Source organism: Actibacterium ureilyticum, from assembly GCF_002285435.1.
GTDB lineage: Bacteria > Pseudomonadota > Alphaproteobacteria > Rhodobacterales > Rhodobacteraceae > Actibacterium_C > Actibacterium_C ureilyticum.
Map to the genome: position 1 here is coordinate 151,012 of NZ_NSBT01000006.1, position 26,189 is coordinate 177,200.

At 64.3% G+C, this 26,189-nt stretch carries 30 protein-coding genes; 20 read left to right on the plus strand and 10 right to left on the minus strand.

Annotated elements, in window-relative coordinates:
* Positions 1-43 precede the first annotated feature (43 nt).
* From acpS to CLM60_RS00835, 7 genes are all read left to right on the plus strand, one after another.
* Positions 44-445: a holo-ACP synthase gene (acpS, locus tag CLM60_RS00805; RefSeq protein WP_095587361.1), complete on the plus strand. Its 402-nt coding sequence runs from the start codon at positions 44-46 to the stop codon at positions 443-445.
* Between the two features lie 51 nt (positions 446-496).
* A complete protein-coding gene (gene lepB / locus CLM60_RS00810; RefSeq protein ID WP_176473752.1) occupies positions 497-1,285 on the plus strand; it encodes a signal peptidase I in 789 nt (262 codons plus the stop codon).
* Positions 1,282-1,971 (plus strand): ribonuclease III, encoded by a 690-nt coding sequence (rnc, locus tag CLM60_RS00815; protein ID WP_095587363.1) that lies wholly within the window; start codon positions 1,282-1,284, stop codon positions 1,969-1,971. The genes lepB and rnc overlap by 4 nt, the downstream gene beginning before the upstream one ends.
* Positions 1,964-2,875 (plus strand): GTPase Era, encoded by a 912-nt coding sequence (gene era, locus CLM60_RS00820; protein WP_095587364.1) that lies wholly within the window; start codon positions 1,964-1,966, stop codon positions 2,873-2,875. Before rnc ends, era begins: the two co-directional genes overlap by 8 nt.
* A 72-nt stretch (positions 2,876-2,947) precedes the next feature.
* Entirely contained in the window at positions 2,948-3,277 is a 330-nt protein-coding gene (locus CLM60_RS00825) for a DUF1491 family protein (RefSeq protein ID WP_095587365.1), read from the plus strand.
* 45 nt (positions 3,278-3,322) lie between these two features.
* Positions 3,323-4,048 carry a DNA repair protein RecO gene (recO, locus tag CLM60_RS00830; RefSeq protein WP_095587366.1) on the plus strand — a complete coding sequence of 242 codons (726 nt, stop codon included), beginning with the start codon at positions 3,323-3,325 and terminating at the stop codon, positions 4,046-4,048.
* Entirely contained in the window at positions 4,045-4,710 is a 666-nt protein-coding gene (locus tag CLM60_RS00835) for a DNA-3-methyladenine glycosylase I (RefSeq protein WP_095587367.1), read from the plus strand. Before recO ends, CLM60_RS00835 begins: the two co-directional genes overlap by 4 nt.
* On the opposite strand, the gene CLM60_RS00840 is transcribed toward CLM60_RS00835, so the two are convergent.
* A complete protein-coding gene (locus CLM60_RS00840; RefSeq protein WP_095587368.1) occupies positions 4,707-5,093 on the minus strand; it encodes an META domain-containing protein in 387 nt (128 codons plus the stop codon). The two genes, CLM60_RS00835 and CLM60_RS00840, sit on opposite strands and share 4 nt — an antisense overlap.
* Positions 5,094-5,191: 98 nt before the next feature.
* On the opposite strand from CLM60_RS00840, the gene CLM60_RS00845 reads away from it, so the two are divergent.
* Entirely contained in the window at positions 5,192-5,794 is a 603-nt protein-coding gene (locus CLM60_RS00845; RefSeq protein WP_141246435.1) for a DUF4189 domain-containing protein, read from the plus strand.
* A 3-nt stretch (positions 5,795-5,797) separates the two neighbouring features.
* On the opposite strand, the gene CLM60_RS00850 is transcribed toward CLM60_RS00845, so the two are convergent.
* Positions 5,798-7,492 (minus strand): acyl-CoA dehydrogenase family protein, encoded by a 1,695-nt coding sequence (locus tag CLM60_RS00850; RefSeq protein WP_095587370.1) that lies wholly within the window; start codon positions 7,490-7,492, stop codon positions 5,798-5,800.
* Positions 7,493-7,658: 166 nt separating this feature from the next.
* On the opposite strand from CLM60_RS00850, the gene CLM60_RS00855 reads away from it, so the two are divergent.
* Complete coding sequence (locus CLM60_RS00855; protein ID WP_095587371.1) at positions 7,659-8,426, plus strand: sulfite exporter TauE/SafE family protein; 768 nt, start codon at positions 7,659-7,661, stop codon at positions 8,424-8,426.
* A gap of 57 nt (positions 8,427-8,483) precedes the next feature.
* Here CLM60_RS00855 and CLM60_RS00860 read toward each other — a convergent pair whose 3' ends face one another.
* The gene (locus tag CLM60_RS00860; RefSeq protein ID WP_095587372.1) at positions 8,484-10,082 is read right to left on the minus strand and encodes a phosphoenolpyruvate carboxykinase; all 1,599 of its coding nucleotides are present in this window, start codon (positions 10,080-10,082) and stop codon (positions 8,484-8,486) included.
* Positions 10,083-10,408: 326 nt separating this feature from the next.
* On the opposite strand from CLM60_RS00860, the gene CLM60_RS00865 reads away from it, so the two are divergent.
* The 7 genes from CLM60_RS00865 (at position 10,409) to CLM60_RS00895 (ending at position 15,869) form a co-directional block, all read left to right on the plus strand.
* On the plus strand, positions 10,409-11,113 hold the full coding sequence (locus CLM60_RS00865; protein WP_036556763.1) for a response regulator transcription factor: 705 nt from the start codon (positions 10,409-10,411) through the stop codon (positions 11,111-11,113).
* A gap of 104 nt (positions 11,114-11,217) precedes the next feature.
* Positions 11,218-12,894 carry a sensor histidine kinase gene (locus CLM60_RS00870; protein ID WP_095587373.1) on the plus strand — a complete coding sequence of 559 codons (1,677 nt, stop codon included), beginning with the start codon at positions 11,218-11,220 and terminating at the stop codon, positions 12,892-12,894.
* Positions 12,895-12,903: 9 nt separating this feature from the next.
* Complete coding sequence (locus CLM60_RS00875) at positions 12,904-13,350, plus strand: HPr kinase/phosphorylase (protein WP_095587374.1); 447 nt, start codon at positions 12,904-12,906, stop codon at positions 13,348-13,350.
* Complete coding sequence (rapZ, locus tag CLM60_RS00880; RefSeq protein ID WP_095587375.1) at positions 13,341-14,276, plus strand: RNase adapter RapZ; 936 nt, start codon at positions 13,341-13,343, stop codon at positions 14,274-14,276. The genes CLM60_RS00875 and rapZ overlap by 10 nt, the downstream gene beginning before the upstream one ends.
* Positions 14,273-14,665, plus strand: a complete 393-nt coding sequence (locus CLM60_RS00885) for a PTS sugar transporter subunit IIA (protein WP_095587376.1) — start codon at positions 14,273-14,275, stop codon at positions 14,663-14,665. Before rapZ ends, CLM60_RS00885 begins: the two co-directional genes overlap by 4 nt.
* Before the next feature lie 6 nt (positions 14,666-14,671).
* A complete protein-coding gene (locus tag CLM60_RS00890; RefSeq protein ID WP_095587377.1) occupies positions 14,672-14,950 on the plus strand; it encodes an HPr family phosphocarrier protein in 279 nt (92 codons plus the stop codon).
* A 31-nt stretch (positions 14,951-14,981) separates the two neighbouring features.
* Positions 14,982-15,869, plus strand: a complete 888-nt coding sequence (locus CLM60_RS00895) for a lysophospholipid acyltransferase family protein (RefSeq protein WP_425427191.1) — start codon at positions 14,982-14,984, stop codon at positions 15,867-15,869.
* Positions 15,870-15,938: 69 nt separating this feature from the next.
* Here the strand turns inward: CLM60_RS00895 and CLM60_RS00900 are convergent, their stop codons facing one another.
* A complete protein-coding gene (locus CLM60_RS00900; RefSeq protein WP_095587378.1) occupies positions 15,939-16,814 on the minus strand; it encodes a 3-hydroxybutyryl-CoA dehydrogenase in 876 nt (291 codons plus the stop codon).
* 152 nt (positions 16,815-16,966) lie between these two features.
* On the opposite strand from CLM60_RS00900, the gene CLM60_RS00905 reads away from it, so the two are divergent.
* Positions 16,967-17,749, plus strand: a complete 783-nt coding sequence (locus CLM60_RS00905; RefSeq protein ID WP_095587379.1) for a DUF6473 family protein — start codon at positions 16,967-16,969, stop codon at positions 17,747-17,749.
* 57 nt (positions 17,750-17,806) lie between these two features.
* Here CLM60_RS00905 and CLM60_RS00910 read toward each other — a convergent pair whose 3' ends face one another.
* The 6 genes from CLM60_RS00910 to CLM60_RS00935 all read right to left on the minus strand — a co-directional run bounded on the left by CLM60_RS00910 (position 17,807) and on the right by CLM60_RS00935 (position 21,894).
* Positions 17,807-18,736, minus strand: coding sequence for an electron transfer flavoprotein subunit alpha/FixB family protein (locus tag CLM60_RS00910; protein WP_095587380.1), 930 nt, complete (start codon positions 18,734-18,736; stop codon positions 17,807-17,809).
* Positions 18,736-19,494 carry an electron transfer flavoprotein subunit beta/FixA family protein gene (locus CLM60_RS00915; RefSeq protein ID WP_095587381.1) on the minus strand — a complete coding sequence of 253 codons (759 nt, stop codon included), beginning with the start codon at positions 19,492-19,494 and terminating at the stop codon, positions 18,736-18,738. The genes CLM60_RS00910 and CLM60_RS00915 overlap by 1 nt, the downstream gene beginning before the upstream one ends.
* Positions 19,495-19,686: 192 nt before the next feature.
* Positions 19,687-20,259 (minus strand): cob(I)yrinic acid a,c-diamide adenosyltransferase, encoded by a 573-nt coding sequence (locus tag CLM60_RS00920; RefSeq protein ID WP_095587382.1) that lies wholly within the window; start codon positions 20,257-20,259, stop codon positions 19,687-19,689.
* Positions 20,259-20,468 carry a twin transmembrane helix small protein gene (locus CLM60_RS00925; protein ID WP_036556773.1) on the minus strand — a complete coding sequence of 70 codons (210 nt, stop codon included), beginning with the start codon at positions 20,466-20,468 and terminating at the stop codon, positions 20,259-20,261. Before CLM60_RS00925 ends, CLM60_RS00920 begins: the two co-directional genes overlap by 1 nt.
* Positions 20,469-20,548: 80 nt before the next feature.
* Positions 20,549-21,373: an SDR family NAD(P)-dependent oxidoreductase gene (locus CLM60_RS00930; protein WP_095587383.1), complete on the minus strand. Its 825-nt coding sequence runs from the start codon at positions 21,371-21,373 to the stop codon at positions 20,549-20,551.
* Between the two features lie 59 nt (positions 21,374-21,432).
* Complete coding sequence (locus CLM60_RS00935) at positions 21,433-21,894, minus strand: SH3 domain-containing protein (protein WP_176473750.1); 462 nt, start codon at positions 21,892-21,894, stop codon at positions 21,433-21,435.
* A 172-nt stretch (positions 21,895-22,066) separates the two neighbouring features.
* On the opposite strand from CLM60_RS00935, the gene CLM60_RS00940 reads away from it, so the two are divergent.
* The 3 genes from CLM60_RS00940 to tuf form a co-directional block, all read left to right on the plus strand.
* The gene (locus CLM60_RS00940) at positions 22,067-24,370 is read left to right on the plus strand and encodes a DNA topoisomerase IV subunit A (RefSeq protein WP_095587385.1); all 2,304 of its coding nucleotides are present in this window, start codon (positions 22,067-22,069) and stop codon (positions 24,368-24,370) included.
* Between the two features lie 23 nt (positions 24,371-24,393).
* The gene (locus CLM60_RS00945; RefSeq protein WP_176473751.1) at positions 24,394-25,014 is read left to right on the plus strand and encodes a hypothetical protein; all 621 of its coding nucleotides are present in this window, start codon (positions 24,394-24,396) and stop codon (positions 25,012-25,014) included.
* 90 nt (positions 25,015-25,104) lie between these two features.
* The coding region (gene tuf, locus CLM60_RS00950) for an elongation factor Tu (RefSeq protein ID WP_095587386.1) at positions 25,105-26,189 on the plus strand (1,085 nt) is incomplete at its 3' end.

Genomic DNA, 26,189 nt, shown 5'->3' on the forward strand with positions numbered 1-26,189 from the left:
TGCGCATGCAAGTTGCACAGATGACAAAGATCGGGATGCAGGAATGATCCTGGGTATCGGCACGGACCTGGCGAATATCGACCGCATCCAGGGCACGCTGGACCGGTTCGGCGACCGGTTCCGCAACCGCGTCTTCACCGACACCGAACAGCACAAGGCCGAGGCCCGCGCCGACACCGCCGGTACCTATGCCAAGCGCTGGGCCGCGAAAGAGGCATGCTCCAAGGCGCTGGGCACCGGCTTGCGCATGGGCATCGCGTGGAAGGACATGGCCGTCACCAACCTCAAGACCGGGCAGCCGGTGATGCAGGTCACCGGCTGGGCCGCCGAACGCCTGACCGAGATGACGCCCCCCGGTCACGAAGCCATCATCCACGTCACGTTGACCGACGACCACCCCTGGGCGCAGGCCTTTGTGGTGATCGAGGCGCGGCCTTTGGCTTGACAGTTTCAGCCCCGCCGCCCATGTAGCGCCCAAACCCATAAAAGGCAGGACATTATGGCCAAGGAAAAAGCCGAAGACGGCATCATGGAAACGGTCAAGACGATCGTTTATGCGCTGTTGATCGCGGGCGTTTTCCGGACGCTGTTCTTCCAGCCGTTCTGGATCCCCTCGGGCTCGATGAAGGACACGCTGCTGATCGGCGATTTCCTGTTCGTGAACAAGATGGCCTATGGCTATTCGAAATATTCCTGCCCGTTCTCGATGTGCCCGATTGACGGTCGCATCCTGGCGCGCGAGCCCAAGCGCGGCGATGTCGTCGTGTTCCGCCATCCCGTCAATGGCAGCGACTTCATCAAGCGCCTGATCGGCCTGCCGGGCGACCGGGTGCAGATGCAGGATGGCGTGCTGTTCATCAATGGCACGGCGGTGAAACTGGACCCCGCCCCCGATTTCATCGAAACTTTCCACAAACAGGGGCCGGTGGGCTATTATCCGAAATGCGCCAACGGCCCGGTGGGCGAGGGCGGCGATTGCATCAAGCAGCGCCAGACCGAGACCCTGCCCAACGGCGTCAGCCATTCGATCCTGAACGTGCGCGACGGTTTCTTCTCGGACAATTCCGAGGTCTATACCGTGCCCGCCGATCACTATTTCTTCATGGGCGACAACCGCGACAACAGCCAGGACAGCCGCTATCCGCAGGTCAATGGCGGCGTCGGCTATGTCCACCGCGATTACCTGATCGGCCGTGCCGACCGGATCATGTTCAGCTCTGCCGGGCGGTCGCTGTTCTTCTTCTGGACCTGGCGCCCGGATCGGTTCCTGAAGGGGATCGAGTGAAGCTTTCCGCCGATATAAGCGCCTTTTGCGACCGGTTGGGGTATCGTTTCAAACGCCCCGAACTGATCCTGACCGCGCTGACCCATCCGTCCATGTCCTCGCCCACGCGGCCCGACAACCAGCGGCTGGAATTCCTGGGCGACCGGGTGCTTGGCCTGACCATGGCGGGCGCGCTGCTGCAGGCCGACAAACAGGCGGCCGAGGGGCGGCTGGCGCCGCGCTATAACGCGCTGGTCCGGCGCGAGACCTGCGCCGATGTCGCGCGTCAGATCGGGTTGGGCGACGCGCTGAAACTCGGCCGGTCGGAAATGGTCTCGGGCGGGCGCCGCAAAGAGGCGCTTCTGGCCGACGGGATGGAGGCGGTGATCGCCGCGATCTACCTCGATGCCGGGTTCGAGGCCGCCCGCGATGCGGTGTTGCGCCTGTGGGGCGACCGGATCGCCCGGGTCGAAGATGACGCGCGCGACGCCAAGACCGCGCTGCAGGAATGGGCACAGGCCCGTGGCCAGCAGCCGCCGCAATATCTCGAGGTCGCGCGCAGCGGCCCCGACCACGCGCCGGTCTTCACCATCGTGGTGAAACTGCAATCGGGCGAGGAAGAACGTGCCGAGGCGCATTCGAAGCGCCAGGCAGAGCAAGCCGCCGCCAAGGCGCTGCTACAGAAACTGGAGGCCAAGGATGGCTGAGACACGCGCGGGCTTCGTGGCCCTGATCGGCGAACCCAATGCCGGGAAATCCACCCTTCTGAACCGCATGGTCGGCGCCAAGGTGTCGATCGTGACCCACAAGGTTCAGACGACACGCGCGCGCATAAGGGGCGTCGCACTTGAGGGCGACGCGCAGATCGTATTCGTCGACACGCCGGGCCTTTTCCGCCCGCGCCGCCGGCTGGACCGCGCCATGGTCGCCGCCGCCTGGGGCGGGGCGGCGGATGCTGATATCGTCGTGCTGCTGGTCGAGGCGCATCGCGGCCTGACCGAAGGGGTCGAAACCATCCTTGCGGCGCTGCGCGAGCGGATCAGCGACACCCAGACCGTCGCGCTGGCCATCAACAAGATCGACCGGGTCGAAGCCAAGGCGCTGCTGGCGCTGACCGAACAGCTGAACGAGGCCTATCCCTTCGCCCAGACCTTCATGATCTCGGCCGAAAAAGGTTACGGCGTCGACGATCTGCGCGACTGGCTGGCCGAACACCTGCCCGAAGGCCCGTGGCTCTACCCCGAGGATCAGATCGCCGATCTGCCGATGCGGATGATCGCGGCCGAGATGACGCGCGAAAAGCTGACCCTGCGCCTGCACCAGGAACTGCCCTATCAGCTGACCGTCGAGACCGAGAAATGGGATGAGCGCAAGGATGGCTCGGCCCGGATCGAGCAGGTGATCTATGTCGCCCGCGATGGACACAAGGGCATCGTGCTGGGCCACAAGGGCGAAACGATCAAGGCCGTCGGCAAGGCCGCGCGCGAAGAGCTCGAGGAATTCCTGGGCCGCAAAGTGCACCTGTTCCTGCAGGTCAAGGTGCGCCCGAACTGGCTGGAAGAATCCGAACGCTACGACGAAATGGGCCTCGACTTCCGCGATGGCAACTGATCGCCGCCCCCTTCTTCTTGGTGAAAATACTCCCGGGGGTGCGGGGGCTGGCCCCCGCTGCCTGCGCCAGCCATGACGCGCCTGACCAGCGAATTCTGGGTGCAAGCCTATCTGACCCGTCTGCGGCTGGCCGACATTCCCGCTTTCGTCACGGCCAAGGGCGACCTGACCGCCGGGGCGGTTCTGATCAAATTGAACACGCTGGACGGGCAGGCACAGGTATTCCAGCGCAGCTTCGATCTGATGACCGGCGATCGCCAATGGGTGGTTCTGGCCGAAGGGGACGAGGCGACGGTCGATGCCTCGATCACCGCGCAGCGTGGTTTCGACCCCGATCTTTGGGTGATCGAGGTCGAGGATCGCGGCGGGCGGCATTTGCTGGACGAACCGGGGCTTTCCTGACTTTAATGCCTCCGGCGGGAGTATTTGAGGAACAATGAAGCCCCGATGGAGTGGCGTGACCAAGGCATTTTGCTGTCCGTGCGCAAGCATGGCGAAAGCTCGGCGATCATCGATGTTTTCACCGAGGGTCACGGCCGCCATGGCGGGGTGGTGCGCGGCGGGACCAGCCGCAAGATCGCGCCGATCCTGCAACCCGGCGCGCAGCTCGATCTGACCTGGCGCGCCCGGCTCGAGGATCACCTGGGCGCTTACACGGTTGAGCCGGTGCAGTCGCGCGCGGCGCTGATGTCGGACCGGGTGGCGCTGGCCGGGCTGAACGCGGTGACGGCGCTGTTGCAGTTTTCCCTGCCCGAGCGCGCGGCGCATCTGCCGCTTTACCGCCGCACGCAGGCTTTGCTGGATATGCTGGGGCCGTCGGCGTATTGGCCGCTGGCTTATCTGCGGTGGGAGCAGGCGTTGTTGGATGAGATGGGCTATGGTCTCGACCTGTCGGCTTGTGCGGTGACCGGGGCGATTGACGATCTGGCCTATGTCTCGCCGAAATCGGGGCGCGCGGTCAGTGCCGAGGGCGCGGGGGAGTGGGCCGACCGCCTGTTGCCGCTGCCCGCGGAATTGCTGGGGGGCGGCGATGGATCACGCGAAAATGTATTGGAGGGGTTGGCCGTGACCGGGCATTTTCTGGCCCGATGGCTGGCGCCGGCGTTGGGCGACAAGCCCCTGCCCGAGGCGCGGGCGCGCCTGATCGAACGATTGCGAAAGGATATGTCGTGAAAAGCTTTGCCGAGATGCGCCAGATGGCCGAGGCCCGCAAGGGCGCCGCGGTCATCGCCCAATCCATCGCCGACGTGGCCGATCCGGATATGTCGGGGCTGACCGATGACCGGATCCTGGCGGAATTCACCAAGCGGATCTTTCAGGCGGGTTTCAACTGGCAGGTCATCGAAAACAAGTGGCCGGAATTCGAGGCCGCGTTTCATGGCTTTGACATCGGGCGCAATGCGATGATGTCGGATGCCGATCTGGACGTGCATTTGCAGAACACCGATATCGTGCGCAATCCACAGAAGATCCTGACCATTCGTGACAATGCGATCTTCCTGTCCGACCTGGCGCGTGAGCATGGAAGTGCTGCGGGTTTTCTGGCCGATTGGCCGCAAAGCGACACGGTGGGGCTGTTTGATCTGTTGAAGAAACGCGGGTCGCGGCTGGGCGGGGTGACGGGACAATATGCGCTGCGCTTCATGGGGTATGGCAATTTCATCCTGTCGCGCTCGGTCGTGACGGCGCTGAATGTGGCGGGGGTGATCGATGGGGCGGCCACGTCGAAATCGGCGCAGAAAAAGGTGCAGGCTGCGTTCAACGGCTGGGCTGCGGAAAGCGGGCTGAACCACGCCGCGATCAGCCGGGTTCTGGCGCAATCGGTGGATGACTAGGGCGCCTGGAACAGCATCTGGCGCCCGGCATCGTTGCTGAGGATCAGCAGCTTCCCCGAAACCTCGGCCAGGGTCATCTGGGACAGGGCCGCGAAGAACGCGGTTTCCTGCGCCAAATCGGGGCAGGCGCGTTCGGTGGCCATGATCGCGCCGGTTTCGAACCAGGGATAGGGCGCGGTCAGGGTACCGGAATAGCTGTTGCAGGGCGCTGTGCCCGCGATGCGGCCCGGTTCGGGGAAGGTCAGCGTGGCGCGAGCGGTGAAACGGGTGCCGTCGATTTCGCGCAGGGCAAAGGCCTGATCGGGCGCGACAAAGCCGCTGAGGGATTCGTCGCGGCAGGCGGGCAGCGCCAGAAGCGCAAGCAGGGCAAGAGCACGGGTCATGCGGCCAACATGCGCCGGTTGCCCGTGCCGTGCAAGCGGGCCGGGCGCTTTGCCCGATTCTTGCCGGAGTTCGCGGATATCAGAACCGGATGAGACATTTGCGCGAACTTGGATGGCTGGATCTGGGCGTGGTTCTGGCCGCTCTTGCGGCTTTGGCGTTGGTCGGGTCGGCCCGGCCTGGTCAGACCCCCGAACCCGCCCTCGCCCTGTTGTCCGATCAGACGGTTATTGTCCGGCGGCACGATCTGGTATTGGAGGGCGGCACCCTGGACGCCTGGCAAGAGGCGTTCCAGACAGCGGAGTATTTCGGGGCGTTCGCCGCAGCACCGGATGGCGGGTACGGCTGGGTTGCGGCCTATAGCACCATGGAGGCGGCGCGGCAGTCCGCCCTGGCCCGGTGCGCGCGGCGCTCGCCGGGATGTGTGATCGTGGCCGAAGCGATGCCGGTGGATCCGGTGCCCGACCACAGCCGGACCCTGCGCCACCGCGAGGCGCAAAATTTCCAGCGCTATCGTACCCTACCGGGGGCCAAGGCCTTTGCCATATCGGAAAACGGTGCCTATGGCATGAGCTGGCGCGCGATGTCGCCGCAGATCGCCCGGCGCAAGGCGCTGGCCAATTGCGAGAATGCAAATGAAAGGGACCAGACCGGCGGTCTGCCGGACTGGCCCTGTTTCGTCATTCATGCGACGGCCCGCTAGGGATCAGCCCAGCAAGCGGCGCGCGATCACCTGTGCCTGAATTTCAGCGGCACCTTCGAAGATGTTCAGGATACGCGCGTCGCACAGGATGCGGCTGACCTGATATTCCAGCGCGAAGCCGTTGCCACCGTGGATCTGCAGCGCGTTATCGGCGCTGGCCCAGGCGACGCGGGCGCCCAGCAGCTTGGCCATCCCGGCCTCGAGGTCGCAGCGCTGGTCGTGGTCCTTTTCCCAGGCCGAGAAATAGGTCAGCTGCCGTGCGACCATGATTTCCACCGCCATCATCGCCAGCTTGCCCGCGACACGGGGGAAGTTGATCAGCGATTTGCCGAACTGCTTGCGGTCCTCGGCATATTGCATGCCGACCTCCAGCGCGTTCTGCGCCACGCCGATGGCGCGGGCGGCGGTTTGGATGCGGGCGGCCTCGAAGGTTTTCATCAGCTGCTTGAAGCCCTGACCCTCGACCCCGCCCAGCAGGTTGTCGCCCTTGACCTTGAACCCGTCAAAGCCCAGCTCGTATTCCTTCATGCCGCGATAGCCCAGAACCTCGATCTCGCCGCCGGTCATGCCTTCGGTCGGGAAGGGGTTCTCGTCCGTGCCGGGGGTCTTTTCGGCCAGGAACATCGACAGGCCCTTATGGTCGGTCGTGTTCGGATCGGTCCGCGCCAACAGGGTCATGACATGGGTCCGGGCGGCGTGGGTGATCCAGGTCTTGTTGCCGGTGATCTCCCAATTGCCATCCTCGGTCTTGACCGCGCGGGTGCGCAGGCTGCCCAGGTCCGAGCCGGTATTGGGTTCGGTGAAGACGGCGGTCGGCAGGATCTCGGCGCTGGCCAGTTTCGGCAGCCACTCTTCCTTTTGCGCGTCGGTGCCGCCGGCCAGGATCAGCTCGGCCGCGATTTCCGAACGGGTGCCCAGCGAGCCGACGCCGATATAGCCGCGGCTCAGCTCTTCGGACACCACGACCATGGCGGCCTTGGTCAGACCCAGCCCGCCGAATTCCTCGGGAATGGTCAGGCCGAAAACGCCCATCTCTGCCAGTTCCTCGATGATGTCCATCGGGATCAGCTCGTCCTTCAGGTGCCATTCATGGGCGTTGGGCACCACGCGATCCTCGGCATAGCGGCGGAACTGCTCGCGGATCATTTCCAGCTCTTCGTCCAGCCCGCTGGCGCCAAAGGTGGCGTGCCCGGCATTGTCGCGCATCAGCGCCACCAGGCGCATACGTGCGGCCTGTGTGTTGCCCTGGTTGCACAGCGTCATCACCGCGTCGGTCATCAGGCCGCGCTGGTCGTCCTGGCTCAGGCCGATATCCTGCAGCCGGGCCATTTCGCCCTGGCTCATCGGGATGCCGCCATAGATCTGCCACAGGTATTCGCCGAAGCCGATCTGCAGGATCAGCTGTTCCATCTCGCCAAAGCGTCCGGCGGTGTTCAGGTCGTCGGCCCATTTCTGCATCTGGCGCAGGGATTCGACATAGGTTGCCAGCCACGCCAGCGCATGGGCGCCGTGCTGGTTCTGTTCAAGCGCCGCGCCCGAGATGCGGCCGTCGACGGTGACGGTCTCGCGCATCTTGGCGATTGCGGTTTCCAGCAGCTTTTCTGCAGGTGCAACCGCCGCGCCGGTCAAGCTCAGCAGATCGGGCAAAATTCCGGATTCCATCGCAGCCACGGGCATTTCCTGTCCATCATGGGGCATGAGTCGGCTCCTATACTATGGGTTCTGGCTGGCATAGACATTTTGCAAGCGCAGCGCAATTAAAATTCCCTTTGCGGGGCGCTGGCGAACAATAATGTCGCGCTCGAAATTGTGTTTCTTGTGGCTGGTCATTCCAATCCCCCCTGCGTTAGATCAAGGCATGAGCATGGGGCTGCTTTCCGATCTATCAAGTCTGACGCTGATTTTAGCGTTCGCGATCGCGTTGCTGGCGGGGCTGGTCAAGGGGGTGGTGGGGTTCGCGCTGCCGCTGATCCTAGTGTCGGGTCTGGGCAGCATCATGGACCCCAAGCTGGCGCTGGCCGGGATCATCGCCCCGGTCTTGCTGAGCAACCTGTTGCAAACATTGCGAAAAGGCGCGGCCGTTGCGGTTCTGGCGGCACGGGATTTTTGGCGCTATCTGCTGATCGTGTGCATCGCGATCCTGATCGCGGCGCAGGGTGTGGCGCTGGTATCCAGCCAGGTCTTTTACCTGATCCTGGGGGTGCCGGTGGTCGGGCTGACGCTGTTGCAGCTGGCCGGCTGGCGGCTGAATGTCGCACCCCATAACCGCAAGCGGGCCGAATGGGTTGTGGGGCTGGTCTCGGGCATCTTCGGCGGGCTTGCGGGGACCTGGGGGCCGACGACGGTTCTGTACCTGATGGCCATCGACACGCCGCGCGACCGCCAGATGGTCGTGCAGGGGGTGATCTATGGCGTGGGGTCGCTGGCGCTGTTCCTGGGGCATCTGCAAAGCGGCATCCTGAACAGTGCGACGGCGCCGTTTTCGGTGGCGCTGATCGTTCCGTCGCTGCTGGGCATGGCGATCGGGTTTCGCCTGCAGGACCGGCTGGACCATACCAGGTTCCGCAAGGTGACGCTGGCGGTGCTGTTGCTGGCCGGGGTCAACCTGATCCGCAAGGGGCTGATGGGCTGAGCCCAGACAGCAAAAGGCCGCCCGAAGGCGGCCCTTTTCATCCGTTTCGCACCGCGATCAGCCGATTGCGGCGGCTTTCACGTCCTCGTCGATGAAGGGGACGTATTGCGCGAAATTGTCGGCGAACATGGTCACCAGCTTGCGCGCCTGGGTGTCATAGGCGTCCTTGTCTTCCCAGGTGCGGCGCGGGTCCAGCAGAACCTCGGCCACGCCTTCGACCTTGACCGGGACCTCGAAGCCGAAATTGGCGTCCTTGCGGAATTCGACATCGTTCAGCGACCCGTCCAGCGCGGCGTGCAGCAGGGCGCGGGTGGCCTTGATCGGCATCCGGCTGCCGGTGCCATAGGCGCCACCGGTCCAGCCGGTATTGACCAGCCAGCAGGTCGCGCCGTGCTTGGCGATCTTTTCGCGCAGCAGGTTGCCATAGGCTTCCGGGCGGCGCGGCATGAAGGGCGCGCCGAAACAGGTCGAGAATGTCGGCTCGGGCTCGGTCACGCCCTTTTCGGTGCCCGCAACCTTGGACGTGAAGCCCGACAGGAAGTGATACATCGCCTGCGCCGGTGTCAGCCGCGCGATGGGGGGCAGCACGCCGAACGCATCGCAGGTCAGCATGATGATGTTCTTGGGATGCCCGCCCAGCGAGTTCGGCGAGGCGTTCGAGATGTATTCCAGCGGATAGGCGCACCGCATGTTGGCGGTCAGGCTGTCATCATCGAAATCCAGTTCCTTGGTCTCGGGGTCGAACACCATGTTTTCGATCACCGTACCGAACTTGGTCGTGGTGGCATAGATCTCGGGCTCGGCCTCGGCGCTCAGGTTGATGGTCTTGGCATAGCAGCCGCCTTCGAAGTTGAAGGTGCCGCGGTCGGACCAGCCATGTTCGTCATCGCCGATCAGCACACGGCTGGGGTCGGCCGACAGGGTGGTCTTGCCGGTGCCCGACAGGCCAAAGAACACGGCGGTGTCGACCGGGTTGTCGATGGCGTGGTTGGCCGAGCAGTGCATCGCCATGATGCCCTTGCCGGGCAGGATGTAGTTCAGCAGGGTGAATACGGATTTCTTGTTCTCGCCCGCATATTCGGTGCCGCCGATCAGGATCAGCTTCTTGTCGAAGTTCAGCGCGACGACGGTCGACGACCGGCAGCCGTGCTTTTCGGGGTCGGCCTTGAAGCTGGGGCAGTTGATGATGGTGAATTCCGGTGCGAAATCGTCCAGCTCGTCCCGCGCGGGACGGCGCAGCAGGTGCCGGATGAACAGACCATGCCAGGCCAGCTCGGTGACCATGCGCACATCCAGCCGGTGCGCCGGATCGGCCCCGCCGTACAGGTCCTGCACGAAATAGTCGCCGCCCTTCATGTGTGCCAGCATGTCGGCATAAAGCGCATCGAACGCTTCGGGCGTCATCGGCTTGTTGTTTTCCCACCAGATGCTGTCTTCCACCGACGGGGTGCGCACCACGAACTTGTCCTTGGGGGACCGACCGGTATGCTCGCCGGTACTGACGAGGAAGGCGCCGCCATTGCCCAAGGTGCCTTCGTCACGTTTCAGAGCCTCTTCGATCAAAGCCGGCTCCATGAGGTTGTAATAGACGTTTCCCAGCCCCGAAATGCCCTGGTCCTCCAGGCGTTGCTTTGGGTTAACCCGTCCAGTTGTCATCTGCTTGCTCCTGACGCGACCCGCGATGGCGGCTCGAATTAACTTTGCGGTGGCAGCAACCACCGAACCCGCCATGGCGGGCGGCACGCGCCGATATAACATGTCGCTTCGGATGGGGAACAGGCGCGGTGTCGCAGTTAGCGCAACCATCGACAGATAAATTTCCGGAGCGCTTACGAACTGATGTATAATCGCAATTGTTGACGATATTTGGGGGTCGTCACATGCGAAACAGTCGGGTGATTCGCAGTTAGTTGTTGATTCTGTGAGCGCAACCGGCAGAAAATGGCCGAAATCGGAAATGAGCAGGAAATAGGTGTAGACAAATGTCAAGGATTGCTCTGGTCGACGATGACCGAAACATTTTGACTTCGGTCTCGATGACGCTCGAAGCGGAAGGTTTCGAGGTCGAAACGTATAATGACGGTCAGTCCGCCCTTGATGCCTTTAACAAGCGCCTGCCGGACATGGCGGTGCTGGACATCAAGATGCCGCGCATGGACGGCATGGACCTGTTGCAGCGCCTGCGCCAGAAGACATCGATGCCGGTGATCTTCCTGACCTCGAAGGACGACGAGATCGACGAGGTTCTGGGCCTGCGCATGGGCGCGGACGACTATGTGAAGAAGCCGTTCTCGCAACGTCTGCTGGTCGAACGCATCCGTGCCCTTCTGCGCCGGCAAGAGGCGCTGGCCGCCGACGACGCCGGAACCCCCACCGAAGAGACCAAGGTGATGGAGCGCGGCTCTTTGTCGATGGACCCACTGCGCCATGCGGTGACGTGGAAAGGGCTGGACGTGTCCCTGACCGTGACCGAATTCCTGCTGCTGCAGGCGCTGGCGCAACGTCCGGGCTTTGTGAAGTCCCGCGACCAGCTGATGGACGTGGCCTATGACGACCAAGTTTACGTCGACGACCGCACCATCGACAGCCACATCAAACGTCTGCGCAAGAAAATGCGCCAAACAGACCCTGATTTTGCCGCGATCGAAACGCTATATGGGATCGGCTATCGCTATAACGAAGAATAGGGCAGGTTCTGGGGAAGGAATTGGCTTACACGCGCGCGACACGAAACGCTGATGTACTGCTAGGCGAGGATTGGGTTGCCCCTGACGGGGCGACGGAAACCGCCATGCGCCAGGAGCGACAGAAGCGGAATGTCATTGCGCTGAACCGGTCGCCTTTGGCGCGCAAGATCGTCACGTTCAACCTGGTGGCGCTGTTGGTGCTGGTGGCGGGTATCCTGTACCTGAACCCCGGTCGCGACAGCCTGGTCGAACAGCACGAAAACGCCTTCGTCACCCAGACAGAGCTGATCGCCAACGTCATCTCGGCCCAGTTGCCGATGTTGCAGGCCGCGGTTGCCGTCGATGATGCGGTTCCGGCCGATGGCACCGTCCCCACGTCCGAACCCGCGCCGGCGCCGGTTCTGCTGCCGCCTGCCGAGCTGAGCAGCGTGCTGGCCCAGATCAAGCTGCCGACAACGGTCGAGGCGTATATCTATGACCCCGCGGGCACGGTCGTCGCCTCGTCCGAGGGGTCGGAAAACCGGGTGCCCCCCATCGTGCAAAGCGGTGAGGATTCGACGATGATCACCGATTTCCTGAACGGGGTCTGGGAAACGCTTGCGGCCATCGTCACCCCGAATTCGGATCGCGGCAACGTGCTGCCGCCGGTTGCGCGTGTCGAACAGCTTGCCCCGCTGACCTTCGAGGATGGCCAGACCAAGGCCGAGATCAGCGTCGGAACCGGTGGCGCGACGATCTTTGCCGTGACGACCCCCATCATGCAGAAGGGCGCCGTGCTGGGCGTTCTGGCCATGACCAGCGCGGGGGGCGAGATCGACCTGCTGGTGCGGTCCGAACGCGAACAGGTGTTGCAGATGTTCGTGATCGCCATTCTGGTGTCCATCGGCCTGAGCCTTGTTCTGGCCTCGACCATCGCCAACCCGCTTTCGGATCTGGCTGCCGCCGCCGAAATCGGCCGCGACAAGAACGCCCGCAAGATGAGCCCAAGCCGCGTCCGCATCCCCGACCTGACCGCCCGCCCGGACGAGATCGGGCGCCTGTCGGGGGCGTTGCGCGGCATGGTCACCGCGCTGTACGACCGGATCGACGCCAACGAACAATTCGCCGCCGATGTCGCGCACGAGATCAAGAACCCGCTTGCCAGCCTGCGTTCTGCAGTCGGGTCGCTGCGCATGGTCAAGAAGGACGAACACCGCGCCAAGCTGCTGGATGTGATCGAACATGACGTGCGCCGTCTGGACCGTCTGGTCAGCGACATCTCGAACGCCTCGCGGCTGGACAGCGAACTGGTCAAGGAAGAGGAAGAAAGCTTCAACCTGCGCCAGCTTCTGGAAAACCTGTCCGAACATCTGGGCGAGGACGCGCGCGAAAAGGGGGTCGATTTCATTTCCGACCTGCCGTCCGAACCGGTGGTCATCCAGGGGCTGGAGCCGCGCCTGGCGCAGGTCTTCGTCAACCTGATCACCAACGCGATTTCCTTCTGCGAAGAGGGCGACGCGGTGCGGATCTGGGCCCGCAAGCGTCAGAACCGCGTGCTGATCGTGGTCGAGGATACCGGCCCCGGCATCCCCGAACAGGCGCTGACAAAGATCTTCAACCGGTTCTATTCGGAACGCCCCGAACGGCAATTCGGCGATCATTCGGGGCTGGGCCTGGCGATTTCCAAACAGATCGTCGAAGCCCATGGCGGCGTGATCTGGGCCGAGAATATCCGCCCCACCGATGCCGACATCACCTCGGAACCCCTGGGGGCCCGCTTCGTGGTGGGTCTGCCGATCTGAGCGCGCGCCATGGTCGCGGGCGAATCCGGACCTGTGGACGCGCCGCGCATCCTGCATGCCAGCTGCGTCGCGCTGCACGGGCAGGGGGTGCTGATCACGGGCAAATCCGGATCGGGAAAATCCACGCTGGCGCTGGAATTGATGGCGCGCGGTGCGATGCTGGTCGCCGATGACCGCACCTGCCTGACCGCGTCGGCCGATGGGCTGATCGCCACGTGCCCGCCCGCATTGGCCGGCCGGATCGAGGCGCGCGGCATCGGCATCCTGGCCGCCGATTGCGCCCCGGCCGCGCGGGTCCGTCTGGTCGTCGATCTGGATGTGACGGAAACCGACCGCCTGCCGCCGCGTCACCAGACCCGGCTGGCAGGCATCGCGCTGCCCTTGCTTCGCCGCGTGAACGGACCACATTTTCCCGCAGCGATCCTGCAATACTTGAAAGGTGGCCGATGCGCGTGACCCCGCCCGCCCCCGACACGACCGAACCCGCCCAGGTGCACCGGGTCGTTCTGGTGACCGGTCCGTCCGGCGCGGGCCGTTCGACCGCGCTCAAGGCGCTCGAGGATCTGGGGTACGAGACCATCGACAACCTGCCGCTGCGCCTGATCCCGCGTCTTCTGGACGGGCCGCCGCATGGTCAGCCCCTGGCGCTGGGCGTCGATACCCGCAACCGCGATTTCAGCACCGCCCTGCTCGAGGAACGGATCGCCCAGACCCGCGCCATGCCCGCGGTCGAGGTCGAGCTGGTCTATCTGGACAGCGCCGCTGACGTTCTGCTGCGCCGCTATTCCGAAACCCGCCGCCGCCACCCGATGGCGCCCGCCGAAAGCCCGGTCGAGGGGATCGCGCGCGAACGCGACCTGCTGACGCCCATCCGGGCGCTGGCCGATGTGCTGATCGATACCTCGGACATGACCCCGCACGACCTGCGGGCCGAGATCGACCGCTGGTTCGGAGCCCCCGATTCGCCGCGCCTGGCAGTGTCGGTCCATTCGTTCTCGTACAAGCGTGGCGTGCCGCGCGGGGCCGATATGGTCTTTGACTGCCGGTTCCTGAACAACCCCTATTGGCAGGCCGACCTGCGCGAGCTGAACGGCCAGGATGCGCGCGTGGCCGACTATGTCGCCGGCGACCCGCGCTTCGCGGTTTTCTTCGACAAGGTCCTTTCGTTGACCGAATTCCTGCTGCCCGCCTATCGCGATGAGGGAAAGTCGCATCTTTCAATCGCGTTTGGGTGTACCGGCGGACAGCATCGTTCCGTCACAGTCGCAGAAAAACTGGTTCAGGCGCTTGCAGCGGCCGGATGGCGGGTGTCTAAAAGACACCGGGAACTGGAACGCAAGGCGCCTGCGCCTGATGGGTCGCTAACGGGGAAAACCGCGTGATCGGTATCGTGATTGTCGCACATGGTGGTTTGGCCAGGGAATACCTGGCGGCGGTCGAACACGTGGTTGGCGAACAGAATGGCATCCGCGCCATCTCGATAGAACCCGATCATGACCGCGGTGTGAAACAGGCCGAAATCTGCGCTGCCGCGGACGAGGTCGACACCGGCGACGGCGTGGTGGTGGTGACCGACATGTTCGGCGGTTCGCCCTCGAACCTCAGCCTGCGCGCCTGCAACCCCACCGATCGGATGATCATGTATGGCGCCAACCTGCCGATGCTGATCAAGCTGGCGAAATCCCGGAACCTGCCGGTCACGACGGCGGTGGAATCCGCCCTGGCCGCGGGCCGCAAATACATCAACAGCTTCGATGGCCCCGCAGGATAACCACGCATGAGCGACGACACACACCGCATTCTTCAGATCATCAACGAAAAGGGCCTGCACGCGCGGGCCTCTGCGAAATTCGTGGAATGCGTCGAGGAATTCGATGCCGAAGCCGAAGTCAGCCGCGACGGGATGAGCGCCTCGGGCGACTCCATAATGGGGCTTTTGATGTTGGCAGCGTCGAAAGGAACCTCTATTGAGGTTCAAACCAGCGGGCCACAGGCCCTGGAACTGGCCGATGCGCTGGATGCGCTTGTCGCCGACAAGTTCGGGGAAGAATACTGAAGGCATCTTCGTGAAAGAAGACGGGGGCCATTTGGTCGAAAGCACTCATCATAAACATGTGACTGCGCAACGCTCGGACGCCGATACGCCGGCAAGCGAACCCTATGACCACCGGCGCCTGTCCTACGCCAACACCTTCGCCAACCCGTGGAAGGCCAACACCATCCGCACGATGGAATGGGTGACCGGCAAATGGCGGCTGTTGCGCCTCATTCGCCGGTTCGAGGCAATGGGCGCCCCCTTTGGCCAAGCTTTCTGGCCCCAGGCGCTCGACGTGATGGGCATCGCGCTGAACACCCCGGCCGACCAGATCGCGCGCATCCCCGAAACCGGCCCGGTGATCTTCGTGGCCAACCACCCGCACGGGCTGATCGACGGCATGGTGATGGCCGAACTGATCGGCCGGGTGCGCACCGATTACAAGATCCTGACACGGTCGCTGCTGACCGGCGTCCCCGAGATCGACATGTTCATGATCCCCGTGCCCTTCCCGCACGAAGACGGCGCGCTGCAAAAGAACCTGGAAATGCGCAAACGCGCGATGGAGCATCTGAACGGCGGCGGCGCGGTGGTGCTGTTCCCGTCCGGCGTCGTCGCCTCGTCCGACAGCTGGTTCGGCCCGGTGATCGAACGCGAATGGAACCCCTTCACCGCCAAGATGATCCAGCGCTCGGGCGCCCGGGTGGTGCCGATCTATTTCCCCGGCCAGAATTCCCGCGCCTATCAGATCGCCAACCGTCTTTCGGCCACGCTGCGCCAGGGGCTGCTGCTCTACGAGGTCGTGCACGCCCTGAACCGTCCCCAGGCCCCGGTGATCGGTGCCCCGATCGAACGTCAGATCATCGACGACTGGTCGGGCAATCCGCGCGGCTTCATGGCATGGCTGCGTGACCAGACCCTGTCGCTGAAACAGGGCTGAACCGCCCCTTCTTCTTGGCGACAATACTCCGGGGGGTCCGGGGGGCTGGCCCCCCGGCCGGTTGCCGGCTCAGCGGGTCGGCACCGGGCTCTCGCCGCGATAATCGTAAAATCCGCGCTGCGTCTTGCGGCCCAGCCAGCCGGCCTCGACATATTTCGTCAGCAGCGGGCAGGGCCGGTACTTGGTGTCGGCCAGCCCGTCATGCAGCACGTTCATGATCGCCAGACAGGTGTCCAGCCCGATGAAATCGGCCAGCTCCAGCGGCCCCATCGGATGGTTCGCGCCCAGCTTCATCGACTGGTCGATCGACTGCACGTTGCCCACACCCTCATACAGCGTATAGACCGCCTCGTTGATCATCGGCATCAGGATGCGGTTGACGATGAAGGCCGGGAAATCCTCGGCGCTGGCGGCGGTCTTGCCCAGCTTTTCCACCACGCCCAGACAGGTGCGATAGGTCGGCTCGTCGGTGGCGATGCCGCGGATCAGCTCGACCAGCTGCATCACCGGCACCGGGTTCATGAAATGGAATCCCATGAATTTCTCGGGCCGGTCGGTGCGGCTGGCCAGCCGGGTGATGGAAATCGACGACGTGTTGCTGGTCAGGATCGTTTCGGGTTTCAGATGCGGAAGCAGATCCTCGAAGATCGCCTGCTTGACCGTCTCGCGCTCGGCCGCGGCTTCGATGACCAGATCTGCCTGGCCCAGATCGGTCAGGGTCAGCGTGGTCCGGATCCGCCCCATCGCGGCGGCTTTCTCCTCGGCAGAGATCTTCTCGCGGCTGACCTGGCGTTCCAGGTTCTTGTCGATCCGCCCCAGCGCCGCGTTCAGCGCATCCTGCGAAACGTCGTTCAGCAACACCTCGTACCCGGCAAGCGCCATCACATGCGCGATGCCGTTGCCCATCTGACCTGCCCCGACAACACCGACCGTATTGACGTCCATGATCTGTCACCCCGTTCTTGTCTGGTTCAGACAATAGGCAGGCGATTGCGACAAGGGCAAGCGCGAAGGCGGGGCCGGGCGACGTTAGGGAAATTCTAACCTCCGGCGCGCAGTCTGGGGTTGGGTTGAAACGTGAAAGCCCGGGGGCACTCATGTACAATACAGACCGGGCGCACAGGCCCGATTATCACCTGTGCAGCTATGGTGCATCGCGGCTGTCGTTCCGGGGGCCGCCCAGCGGCACCGACGCGCCGTTCTGCGTGACGCTGGGCGGGTCCGAAACCTTTGGCACCGGCGTGGATGAGCCGTTTCCGGCCAGCCTGGCGCGGCTGCTGGGGCGGCCGGTCATCAATCTGGGCTGTCCCAATGCGGGGCTCGATGCACTGGTGGCTGACGATACGGTGATGGCGATCTGCGCCCGCGCGCACCTGACCGTGGTTCAGGTGCTCGGCGCGCAATACCTTTCCAACAGCTATTACAGCGTCCATCCACGCCGAAATGACCGGTTCCTGCGCGCCAGGGCGCCATTGCAGAACCTTTTCCCCGAGGTCGAGTTCGCCCGGTTCCACTTCACCGGGCACATGTTGCAGGAATTGCATGCGGTGTCGCCGACGCGGTTCGCGGTGCTTCTGGCCGACCTGCAACAGCACTGGGTCGCGCGGATGCAACAGCTGGCGGCGCGCCTGTCCCGCCGGTCGGTTCTGTTGTGGCTGACGCCGCAACCGCCCGCGACGACCGGTCCCGCACCGGCGGCGCCCTTTGTCGATTGCGGCACGCTTGCGCAGGTGCGCGGGGAATTCACCGCCTTCGTACAGGCCGATCTGCCGGTACAGGATTGCGGGGCCGCCGACACGGCACAGGGGCCGGGCACGGCGGCGCATGATGCGCTGGCACGTCAGCTGGCGCCGGTCGTCGACCGCTTGATCGCCTGTTAAAAGGAAAGGCCCGCCGAAAAGGCGGGCCTTGCACGATTGTTTGATTGGCGCGTGCGGTCAGCCGAGTTTTTCGGTCAACTCTGGCACGGCGTCGAAGAGGTCCGCGACGAGGCCGTAATCGGCGACCTGGAAGATGGGGGCTTCTTCGTCCTTGTTGATGGCGACGATGATCTTGCTGTCCTTCATCCCCGCCAGGTGCTGGATCGCGCCCGAGATGCCGACGGCGACGTAAAGCTCTGGTGCCACGACCTTGCCGGTTTGGCCGACCTGCCAGTCGTTGGGGGCGAACCCGCTGTCGACGGCCGCACGGCTGGCGCCCACGGCCGCGCCCAGCGTGTCGGCGAGCTTTTCGATCAGCGCGAAGTCGGCTTCCGACCCCACGCCACGGCCGCCCGACACGACGATGCCCGCGCTGGTCAGCTCGGGGCGGTCGCTTTCGGCCACCTTGTCCTCGACCCAGGCGCTCAGGCCCGGATCGGCGGCCGCGCCCACGGTCTCGACCGGGGCCGACCCGCCATCGCCCGCCGCGTCGAAGGTCGCGGTGCGGAAGGTGATAACCTTCTTTTCATCTTTCGACTTTACCGTCTGAACGGCGTTGCCCGCATAGACGGGCCGTTCGAACGTGTCGGCATCCACCACGCCCGAGACGTCCGAGATCACCATCACGTCCAGCAGCGCGGCCACGCGCGGCATCACGTTCTTGGCGTCGGTGGTCGCGGGCGCCACGATGTGGGAATAGCCGTCGGCCAGGCTGACGATCAGCGCCGCGGTGGGTTCCGCCAGGCGGTGGCCCAGCGTGGCGTCCTCGGCCACCAGGACCTTGGCCACGCCGTCGATCCTGGCGGCGGCCTCACCGGCGGCGGCGGCCGATGCACCGGCGCACAGAACGGTCACGTCGCCCAGGGCTTTCGCCGCGCTCACCGCCTTGGCGGTGGCGTCCAGCGACAATTCGCCATTGGTCACTTCGGCCAGCAAAAGTACAGCCATCACACAGCCCCCGCTTCTTTGAGTTTCGCAACCAGCTCGTCGACCGAGCCGACCATGATCCCGGCGCTGCGCGCGGCCGGTTCGGCGGTCGACACAATCTCCAGCCGCGGGGCGACATCGACGCCGTAATCGGCGGCGGTCTTCTCGTCCAGCGGCTTCTTCTTGGCCTTCATGATGTTCGGGAGCGACGCATAGCGCGGCTCGTTCAGGCGCAGGTCGGCGGTGACGATCGCGGGCAGCTTGACCGAGATCGTCTGCAGGCCGCCATCGACCTCGCGCGTGACCTTGGCCGCGTCGCCGTCGATGTCGATCTCGCTGGCAAAGGTCGCCTGGGACCAGCCCAGCAGCGCGCTCAGCATCTGGCCGGTGGCGTTCATGTCATTGTCGATCGCCTGCTTGCCGGCGATGACCAGCCCGGGCTGTTCCTCGTCGACGATGGCCTTCAGGATCTTGGCCACGGCCAGCGGCTCGATATCGGTGTGCAAGTCATCGGCGGCCACCACCAGGATCGCCCGGTCCGCGCCCATCGCCAGCGCCGTGCGCAGCGTCTCCTGCGCCTGCTTGACGCCGATGCTGACAGCCACAACCTCGTCGGCCTTGCCGGCCTCCTTCAGGCGGATCGCCTCTTCAACCGCAATCTCGTCGAACGGGTTCATCGACATCTTAACATTGGCAAGATCGACACCGCTCCCGTCCGCCTTCACGCGAACCTTCACGTTGTAGTCGATCACGCGCTTCACAGGTACAAGGACCTTCATCGGCGTGGTTCTCCTCAATCAATGCCCCGCAATCCTGGGGCGCGAATGCTCTCCGCGACTGTGTATCGAGTCATTTCGGGGGAAAACAGACCAAAATCGACGGGATATAACATTTCGACGTCGCGTATCGATATTTTCAGTTGTTTCGCGATGGTTTGGCGGCTGTTCCGGGGCGACAGGGCTGCCGCTGGGTCAGCGGTTTGCTCCCGGCACCCACAGCACATCGTCCTGACCGTCGCCATTGGCCACACGGGCGGCCACGAAGAACCAGTCGCTTAGCCGGTTGAGGTATTTGACCGCGTCGGGGTTGATCGGTTCGGCCTCGGCCAATGCCACCGCCAGCCGCTCGGCACGGCGCGATACGGTGCGGCACAGGTGCAGATGCGCCGACAGCGCCGAACCGCCGGGCAGGATGAAGCTGCGCAGCGGGGCTAGGGGGGCGTTCATCGCGTCGATTTCGCCCTCCAGCCGGTCGACCTGAGATGCGGCCAGCCGCAGGGGCGGGTATTCGGCCTGATCGTCCTTGTCCATGTCGGGGCGGCACAGATCCGCGCCCAGATCGAACAGGTCGTTCTGGATCGCGGCCAGGCGCTTGTCCATCTCTCCCGTGGCATGCAGGCGCGCCATGCCGACGGTGGCGTTGGTCTCGTCAACGGTGCCATAGGTTTCGACGCGGGTGGCATATTTCACCACGCGGCTGCCATCGCCCAGGGCGGTTTCGCCACGGTCGCCGGTGCGGGTATAGATCTTGTTCAGGACAACCATCACGCGCCCCCCATGCGGCGGAAGAAGACATAGACAAGGATCAGCGCGATGGCGATGGCTTGGGCCAGGATGCGGTATCGCATGATCCGGTTGGCGTGCTTGCGGTTGAAGTCGCCGCCCTTGGCGAAGCCGCCGATGCCCACCATCAGAATGGCCAGAACGGCCAGCGTGGCGATGGCGACAATGATGAACAGAGGGTCCTGAAGCATGGTGTTTCCTTCTTTCGCCCTTGATCTAGCGAGATGTGCGGCAAAAGCGAACAGGAAATTCCGGCCTGCGGCGTTTGTGGTCAGCCCCGCCCCAGCGCGCGGTCCAGCAGCCCGGTGGGCAGGACCCGGCGCAGCCCGTTGGCGATATGCGTGGGGGTGGTGACGAAATAGCGCGCGCGCGGCCTGGGGGATTCGACCGCATGGATCAGCTTTGCGGTCACGGCCGACGCAGGCCAGCTTGGCCCCGAGCTGCCCTTGTAAAGCTGATCGAGCAGGCTTTCGCGATACTGATCGGCGCGGGCCGAGGATTCCCAGTCGATCCATTTCTCGAACTGGGCGACGGCGTTCTTGCGGAACGGGGTGGCGATGGGGCCGGGTTCGATCAGGCTGACGCGAATGCCGGTGCCGTCCATTTCCTGGCGCAGGACATCGGTCATCCCCTCCAGCGCGAATTTGGTGGCGACATAGGCGCCGCGCCATTTCATCCCGACCAGCCCCAGAACCGACGAGCAATTGATGATCCGCCCGTGCCCCTGGGCGCGCATGGCGGGGATCACTTGGTTGGTCAGATCGTGCCAGCCGATCAGGTTGGCCTCGAATATCGCGCGCATGGCGTCGCGCGGCACGTCTTCCAATGGGGCGGGGATCGCATAGGCGCCGTTGTTGAACAGCGCGTCCAGCGTGCCGCCCGTGCGGTCCAGCACGGATTCGACCGCCGCCGCGATGCTGGCGGGATCCTCGTAATCCAGCACCAGGCTTTCCAGCCCCTCGTCCAGAAGCCGGTCGCAATCGGCGGGTTGGCGGCAGGTGGCAAAGACGCGCCAGCCGCGCGCTTTCAGGCTGTGCGCCGCATCGTAACCGATGCCGGTCGAACAGCCGGTGATCAGGATGGTTTTGCCGCTCATGAGCCCCGCCAAGACGTTTTGCGCAGGCTAGGGCAAAGCGGCGAGGGCCGCAATCGGGCTCAGTTCCGTGCGGTCAGGAAGTCGCCGGACATATAGCCCGAAACGCCCAGCGTCGGAACGTCCAGATGCACCCAGCCGTTTGGCATGACCTGAAGCGCGATTGCGCGGGTGCCCTTGGTCAGGCGCCCGACCACCGCGTTGCCGGTGCCCGGACCGGCGCGCAGGTTGACGCTGTTGCCGGTGACGCGGCGCCAATCCGTGTCCGTATCCGCGCCGGTGGCGGGCTCGGGCGCGGTTGCGATCGCGAAGGGGCGGGTGTTGACATAACCTGCCGGCGCGTCGCGCTGATCGACAAAGATCATCCGGTCGGCCTGGGGCACATGAAATGTCACGCGTTTCTTGATCACCTCCGAGGCCGGCTTGGCCGCGGTCATCTGATCATCGGGGGTGAAGGCGGCTTTTTGCAGCGTCGCCTCCTGGCTGTGGCCGTCACCCGAGGTCACGAACAGGGCACCACTCATAAGCCCTGCGTACACGAACAACTTGTTAAACACGACTTTCCCCTCCGGTGACGGCCATGGCTTCATCTACAGCCTGCGGGGCACCGATTTCAGGGGGAAAGAGTCGCGATCTGGCCCCCCAAGCTGCGCGAAGCCGCTTGTCGGGGCGCGCGGGCTTGAGTACACAAGATACATGGATCAGCAGGACGACACCCCCAATATCGAGATCGCCGAGCCCCTGCGCCGGGCCATTGGCGAACGGTACCTGACCTATGCGCTCAGCACGATCATGCACCGGGCGCTGCCCGATGCGCGTGACGGGCTGAAGCCGGTGCATCGCCGGATTCTCTATGCCATGCGCGAGATGAAGCTGTCGCCCAATGGCGGTTTCCGCAAATGCGCCGGTGTCGTGGGCGAGGTGATGGGGAAATACCACCCGCATGGCGATGGCGCGATCTATGACGCGATGGCCCGCTTGGCGCAGGATTTCAACATGCGCTATCCGCTGGTCGACGGCCAGGGGAACTTCGGCAATATCGACGGCGATAACCCGGCGGCCATGCGTTATACCGAAGCGCGGCTGACCACGGCGGCCGAGGCGCTGATGGCGGGCCTGGACGAGAACGCCGTCGACTTCCGCCCGAACTATGACGGGCGCGAGGAAGAGCCCGAGGTGCTGCCCGCGGCGTTCCCGAATCTGCTGGCCAATGGCTCCAGCGGGATCGCGGTTGGGATGGCCACGAATATCGCGCCCCATAACGTCGAAGAGCTGATCAATGGCTGCCTGCACCTGATCAAGGCGCCGAATGCCCGCGACGAGACCCTGCTGGACCATATCCCCGGCCCCGATTTCCCCACCGGCGGCGTGATCGTCGAGCCGAAAGAGAATATCCTGGAGGCCTATCGCACCGGGCGCGGCGCGTTCCGCCTGCGCGCGAAATGGGAGGTCGAGGATCTGGGCCGTGGTCAGTGGCAGATCGTTGTGACCGAAATCCCGTATCAGGTGCAGAAATCGCGCCTGATCGAAAAGATCGCCGAACTGATCCAGCTGAAGAAGATCCCGATCCTGGGCGATGTGCGCGACGAAAGCGCCGAGGACATCCGCCTGATCCTGGAGCCGAAGTCGAAGAACGTCGAGCCCGAGATCCTGATGAACACGCTGTTCCGGAACTCGGACCTGGAGATTCGGTTCAGCCTGAACATGAACGTGCTGATCGACGGGCGCACGCCCAAGGTCAGCAGCCTGAAAGAGGTGCTGCGCGCGTTCCTGGATCACCGGCGCGAGGTGTTGCAGCGCCGCAGCCAGCACCGGCTGGACAAGATCGATCACCGGCTGGAGGTGCTCGAAGGCTTCATCACCGCCTTCCTGAACCTGGATCGCGTGATCGACATCATCCGCTATGACGACGACCCCAAGGCCGCTTTGATGCGCGAGGATTGGGGCAAGGATCATGTCCGCGCGATGTCCGAGGCCGATTACGTCACGCCCGAGCCTGCCCGCGACGAGGGGCTGGGCCTGACCGAGGTTCAGGCCGACGCGGTTCTGAACATGCGGCTGCGCAGCTTGCGGCGGCTCGAAGAGATCGAGCTGCGCAAGGAATACGACGCGTTGCTGGTGGAGCGCGCGGGGCTGGAGGATCTGCTGGGCAGCGAAGAGCTGCAATGGGCCAAGATCGCGGACGAGCTGCGCGAAACCCGCGCGACCTTCGGCAAGAAGGCCGAAGGCGGCGCGCGCCGGTCGCAATTCGCCGAAGCGACCGAGATCGAGGACGTCCCGCTGGAGGCGATGATCGAGCGCGAGCCGATCACCATCGTCTGTTCCAAGATGGGCTGGATCCGCGCGATGAAGGGGCATATCGCGCTGGACCAGGAGCTGAAGTTCAAGGATGGCGACGAAGGGCGGTTCATCTTCCATGCCGAGACAACGGACCGGCTGGTGGTGTTCGGCACCAACGGGCGGTTCTATACGATTTCGGCATCGCAACTGCCTGGTGGGCGCGGCATGGGCGAGCCGGTGCGGCTGATGGTCGATCTGCCGAACGAGGCCGAGATCGTGACGCTGTTCACCCACCGGCCCGACGCGAAGCTGCTGGTGGTATCGACTGCCGGTGACGGCTTCATCGCGCCGGCCGAGGATGTGGTGGCCCAGACCCGCGCGGGCAAGCAGGTGCTGAACGTGCGCGGCGACGTGCGCGCCCGGGTCTGCCGGTTCGTCGAAGGCGACACCGTGGCCTGCGTGGGCGAGAACCGCAAGGTCCTGGTCTTCCCGCTGGATGAACTGCCCGAGATGGGCCGCGGCAAGGGCGTGCGCCTGCAGAAATACAAGGATGGCGGGCTGATGGACGCAACGACGTTCAACATGGCCGACGGGCTCAGCTGGAAGGACCCCGCCGGGCGCACCCGCACCGAAACCGACCTGCGGGAATGGACCGGCAAACGCGCCAGCGCCGGCCGCATGGCACCGCGGGGCTTCCCGCGCGACAACCGCTTTACCTGATCGCGCGGACGAAGGGGGGACGAATGAAACGGGTACTGGCCTTTCTTGTGCTGGCTGTTCTGGCCAATTGCGGACAATCCGAGCTTGACCTGTCCAAGCCGCCCGAGCCGCTGGGCGATTTCCGTCTGGGCCACAATATCGTCGTGACCACCAACGCACAGCGCGTGCCCCCGTCCCGCGCCGCCACGGCCGAGGAATGGGAAGCCGTCCTGAAGCAAGAGATCACACGCCGTTTCGGCCGTTACGAGGGCGACAAATATTATCACCTGGGCGTCAGCCTGGACGGCTATTCGCTGGCCGTGCCCGGCGTGCCCGTGGTTCTGGCGCCGAAATCGGCCATCGTTCTGACGGCCAATGTCTGGGACGACGCGGCGGGCGAGAAGCTGAACGAGGAAGGCAAGCGCCTGACGGTGCTGGAGGGGCTGAACGGCGAAACCGTCATCGGCACCGGCCTGACTCGCTCGCGCGAGGAACAGATGCAGGCGCTGGCCTTCAACGCGGCCCTGTCGATCGAACGGTGGCTGGTCAAGAACCGCGCCGAATGGTTCGGCCATGTCGACGCGGTCGATGGCGGGGCAGGGGTTTCGGACGCACTGCCCGTGGCGGCGGAAACAGCGGGCGCCGAAGCGCCGGCAAGCAACTGACGCTTGATTTTCTCTTCCGCAGCCAATAACTAGCGCGCGATGCTGAATCGGGCCGATCCCGGCCCCCTAATCCACGAGGCGCCCTGAAGAATGGCTAAGGAAAAGTTTGAACGTAACAAGCCGCATTGCAACATTGGCACGATTGGCCACGTTGACCACGGCAAGACGACTCTGACGGCAGCGATCACGAAGCAGTTCGGCGACTTCAAGGCGTATGACGAGATTGACGGCGCGCCGGAAGAGAAAGCGCGCGGGATCACGATCTCGACCGCGCATGTGGAATACGAGACCGAGAACCGTCACTATGCCCACGTCGACTGCCCCGGCCACGCCGACTATGTGAAGAACATGATCACCGGTGCGGCGCAGATGGACGGTGCGATCCTGGTGGTGAACGCGGCCGACGGCCCGATGCCCCAGACGCGCGAGCACATCCTGCTGGGCCGTCAGGTCGGCATCCCGTCGATGGTGGTGTTCCTGAACAAGGTCGACCAGGTCGATGACGAAGAGCTGCTGGAGCTGGTGGAAATGGAAGTCCGCGAGCTGCTGAACGAATACGGCTATCCGGGCGACGATATCCCGATCATCGCCGGTTCGGCGCTGGCCGCTCTGGAAGGCCGCGACCCGGAAATCGGCGAGCAGAAGATCGCCGAACTGATGGCGGCTGTCGACGAATACATCCCGCAGCCGGCACGTGCGGTTGACGGCGCGTTCCTGATGCCGATCGAAGACGTGTTCTCGATCTCGGGCCGCGGTACGGTTGTGACCGGGCGTGTCGAGCGCGGCGTCGTGAACGTTGGCGACGAACTGGAAATCGTCGGCATCAAGGACACGCAGAAGACGACCTGTACCGGCGTTGAAATGTTCCGCAAGCTGCTGGATCGCGGCGAGGCGGGCGACAACATCGGCGCGCTGCTGCGCGGTATCGACCGTGAAGCGGTCGAGCGTGGCCAGGTTCTGTGCAAGCCGGGTTCGGTGAACCCGCACACCAAGTTCGAAGCCGAGGTCTATATCCTGACCAAGGACGAAGGTGGCCGTCACACGCCGTTCTTCGCGAACTATCGCCCGCAGTTCTACTTCCGGACCACGGACGTGACCGGCACGGTCGAACTGCCCGCGGGCACCGAGATGGTGATGCCGGGTGACAACCTGAGCTTCGGCGTGGAACTGATCGC

Excerpts from the sequence above, each read along its gene's own strand:
- CLM60_RS00925 (WP_036556773.1), bottom strand. The coding sequence starts at position 20,468 with ATGCTTCAGGACCCTCTGTTCATCATTGTCGCCATCGCCACGCTGGCC.
- CLM60_RS00840 (WP_095587368.1), bottom strand. The coding sequence starts at position 5,093 with ATGACCCGTGCTCTTGCCCTGCTTGCGCTTCTGGCGCTGCCCGCCTGC.
- CLM60_RS00935 (WP_176473750.1), bottom strand. The coding sequence starts at position 21,894 with ATGAGTGGTGCCCTGTTCGTGACCTCGGGTGACGGCCACAGCCAGGAG.
- CLM60_RS00890 (WP_095587377.1), top strand. The coding sequence starts at position 14,672 with ATGAGCGACGACACACACCGCATTCTTCAGATCATCAACGAAAAGGGC.
- acpS (WP_095587361.1), top strand. The coding sequence starts at position 44 with ATGATCCTGGGTATCGGCACGGACCTGGCGAATATCGACCGCATCCAG.
- rapZ (WP_095587375.1), top strand. The coding sequence starts at position 13,341 with ATGCGCGTGACCCCGCCCGCCCCCGACACGACCGAACCCGCCCAGGTG.
- CLM60_RS00860 (WP_095587372.1), bottom strand. The coding sequence starts at position 10,082 with ATGACAACTGGACGGGTTAACCCAAAGCAACGCCTGGAGGACCAGGGC.
- CLM60_RS00905 (WP_095587379.1), top strand. The coding sequence starts at position 16,967 with ATGTACAATACAGACCGGGCGCACAGGCCCGATTATCACCTGTGCAGC.
- CLM60_RS00915 (WP_095587381.1), bottom strand. The coding sequence starts at position 19,494 with ATGAAGGTCCTTGTACCTGTGAAGCGCGTGATCGACTACAACGTGAAG.
- CLM60_RS00875 (WP_095587374.1), top strand. The coding sequence starts at position 12,904 with ATGGTCGCGGGCGAATCCGGACCTGTGGACGCGCCGCGCATCCTGCAT.
- CLM60_RS00945 (WP_176473751.1), top strand. The coding sequence starts at position 24,394 with ATGAAACGGGTACTGGCCTTTCTTGTGCTGGCTGTTCTGGCCAATTGC.
- CLM60_RS00900 (WP_095587378.1), bottom strand. The coding sequence starts at position 16,814 with ATGGACGTCAATACGGTCGGTGTTGTCGGGGCAGGTCAGATGGGCAAC.
- CLM60_RS00930 (WP_095587383.1), bottom strand. The coding sequence starts at position 21,373 with ATGAGCGGCAAAACCATCCTGATCACCGGCTGTTCGACCGGCATCGGT.
- CLM60_RS00940 (WP_095587385.1), top strand. The coding sequence starts at position 22,067 with ATGGATCAGCAGGACGACACCCCCAATATCGAGATCGCCGAGCCCCTG.
- recO (WP_095587366.1), top strand. The coding sequence starts at position 3,323 with ATGGAGTGGCGTGACCAAGGCATTTTGCTGTCCGTGCGCAAGCATGGC.
- era (WP_095587364.1), top strand. The coding sequence starts at position 1,964 with ATGGCTGAGACACGCGCGGGCTTCGTGGCCCTGATCGGCGAACCCAAT.
- CLM60_RS00855 (WP_095587371.1), top strand. The coding sequence starts at position 7,659 with ATGGGGCTGCTTTCCGATCTATCAAGTCTGACGCTGATTTTAGCGTTC.
- CLM60_RS00920 (WP_095587382.1), bottom strand. The coding sequence starts at position 20,259 with ATGGTTGTCCTGAACAAGATCTATACCCGCACCGGCGACCGTGGCGAA.
- CLM60_RS00865 (WP_036556763.1), top strand. The coding sequence starts at position 10,409 with ATGTCAAGGATTGCTCTGGTCGACGATGACCGAAACATTTTGACTTCG.
- CLM60_RS00850 (WP_095587370.1), bottom strand. The coding sequence starts at position 7,492 with ATGCCCCATGATGGACAGGAAATGCCCGTGGCTGCGATGGAATCCGGA.
- CLM60_RS00910 (WP_095587380.1), bottom strand. The coding sequence starts at position 18,736 with ATGGCTGTACTTTTGCTGGCCGAAGTGACCAATGGCGAATTGTCGCTG.
- CLM60_RS00825 (WP_095587365.1), top strand. The coding sequence starts at position 2,948 with ATGACGCGCCTGACCAGCGAATTCTGGGTGCAAGCCTATCTGACCCGT.
- CLM60_RS00870 (WP_095587373.1), top strand. The coding sequence starts at position 11,218 with ATGCGCCAGGAGCGACAGAAGCGGAATGTCATTGCGCTGAACCGGTCG.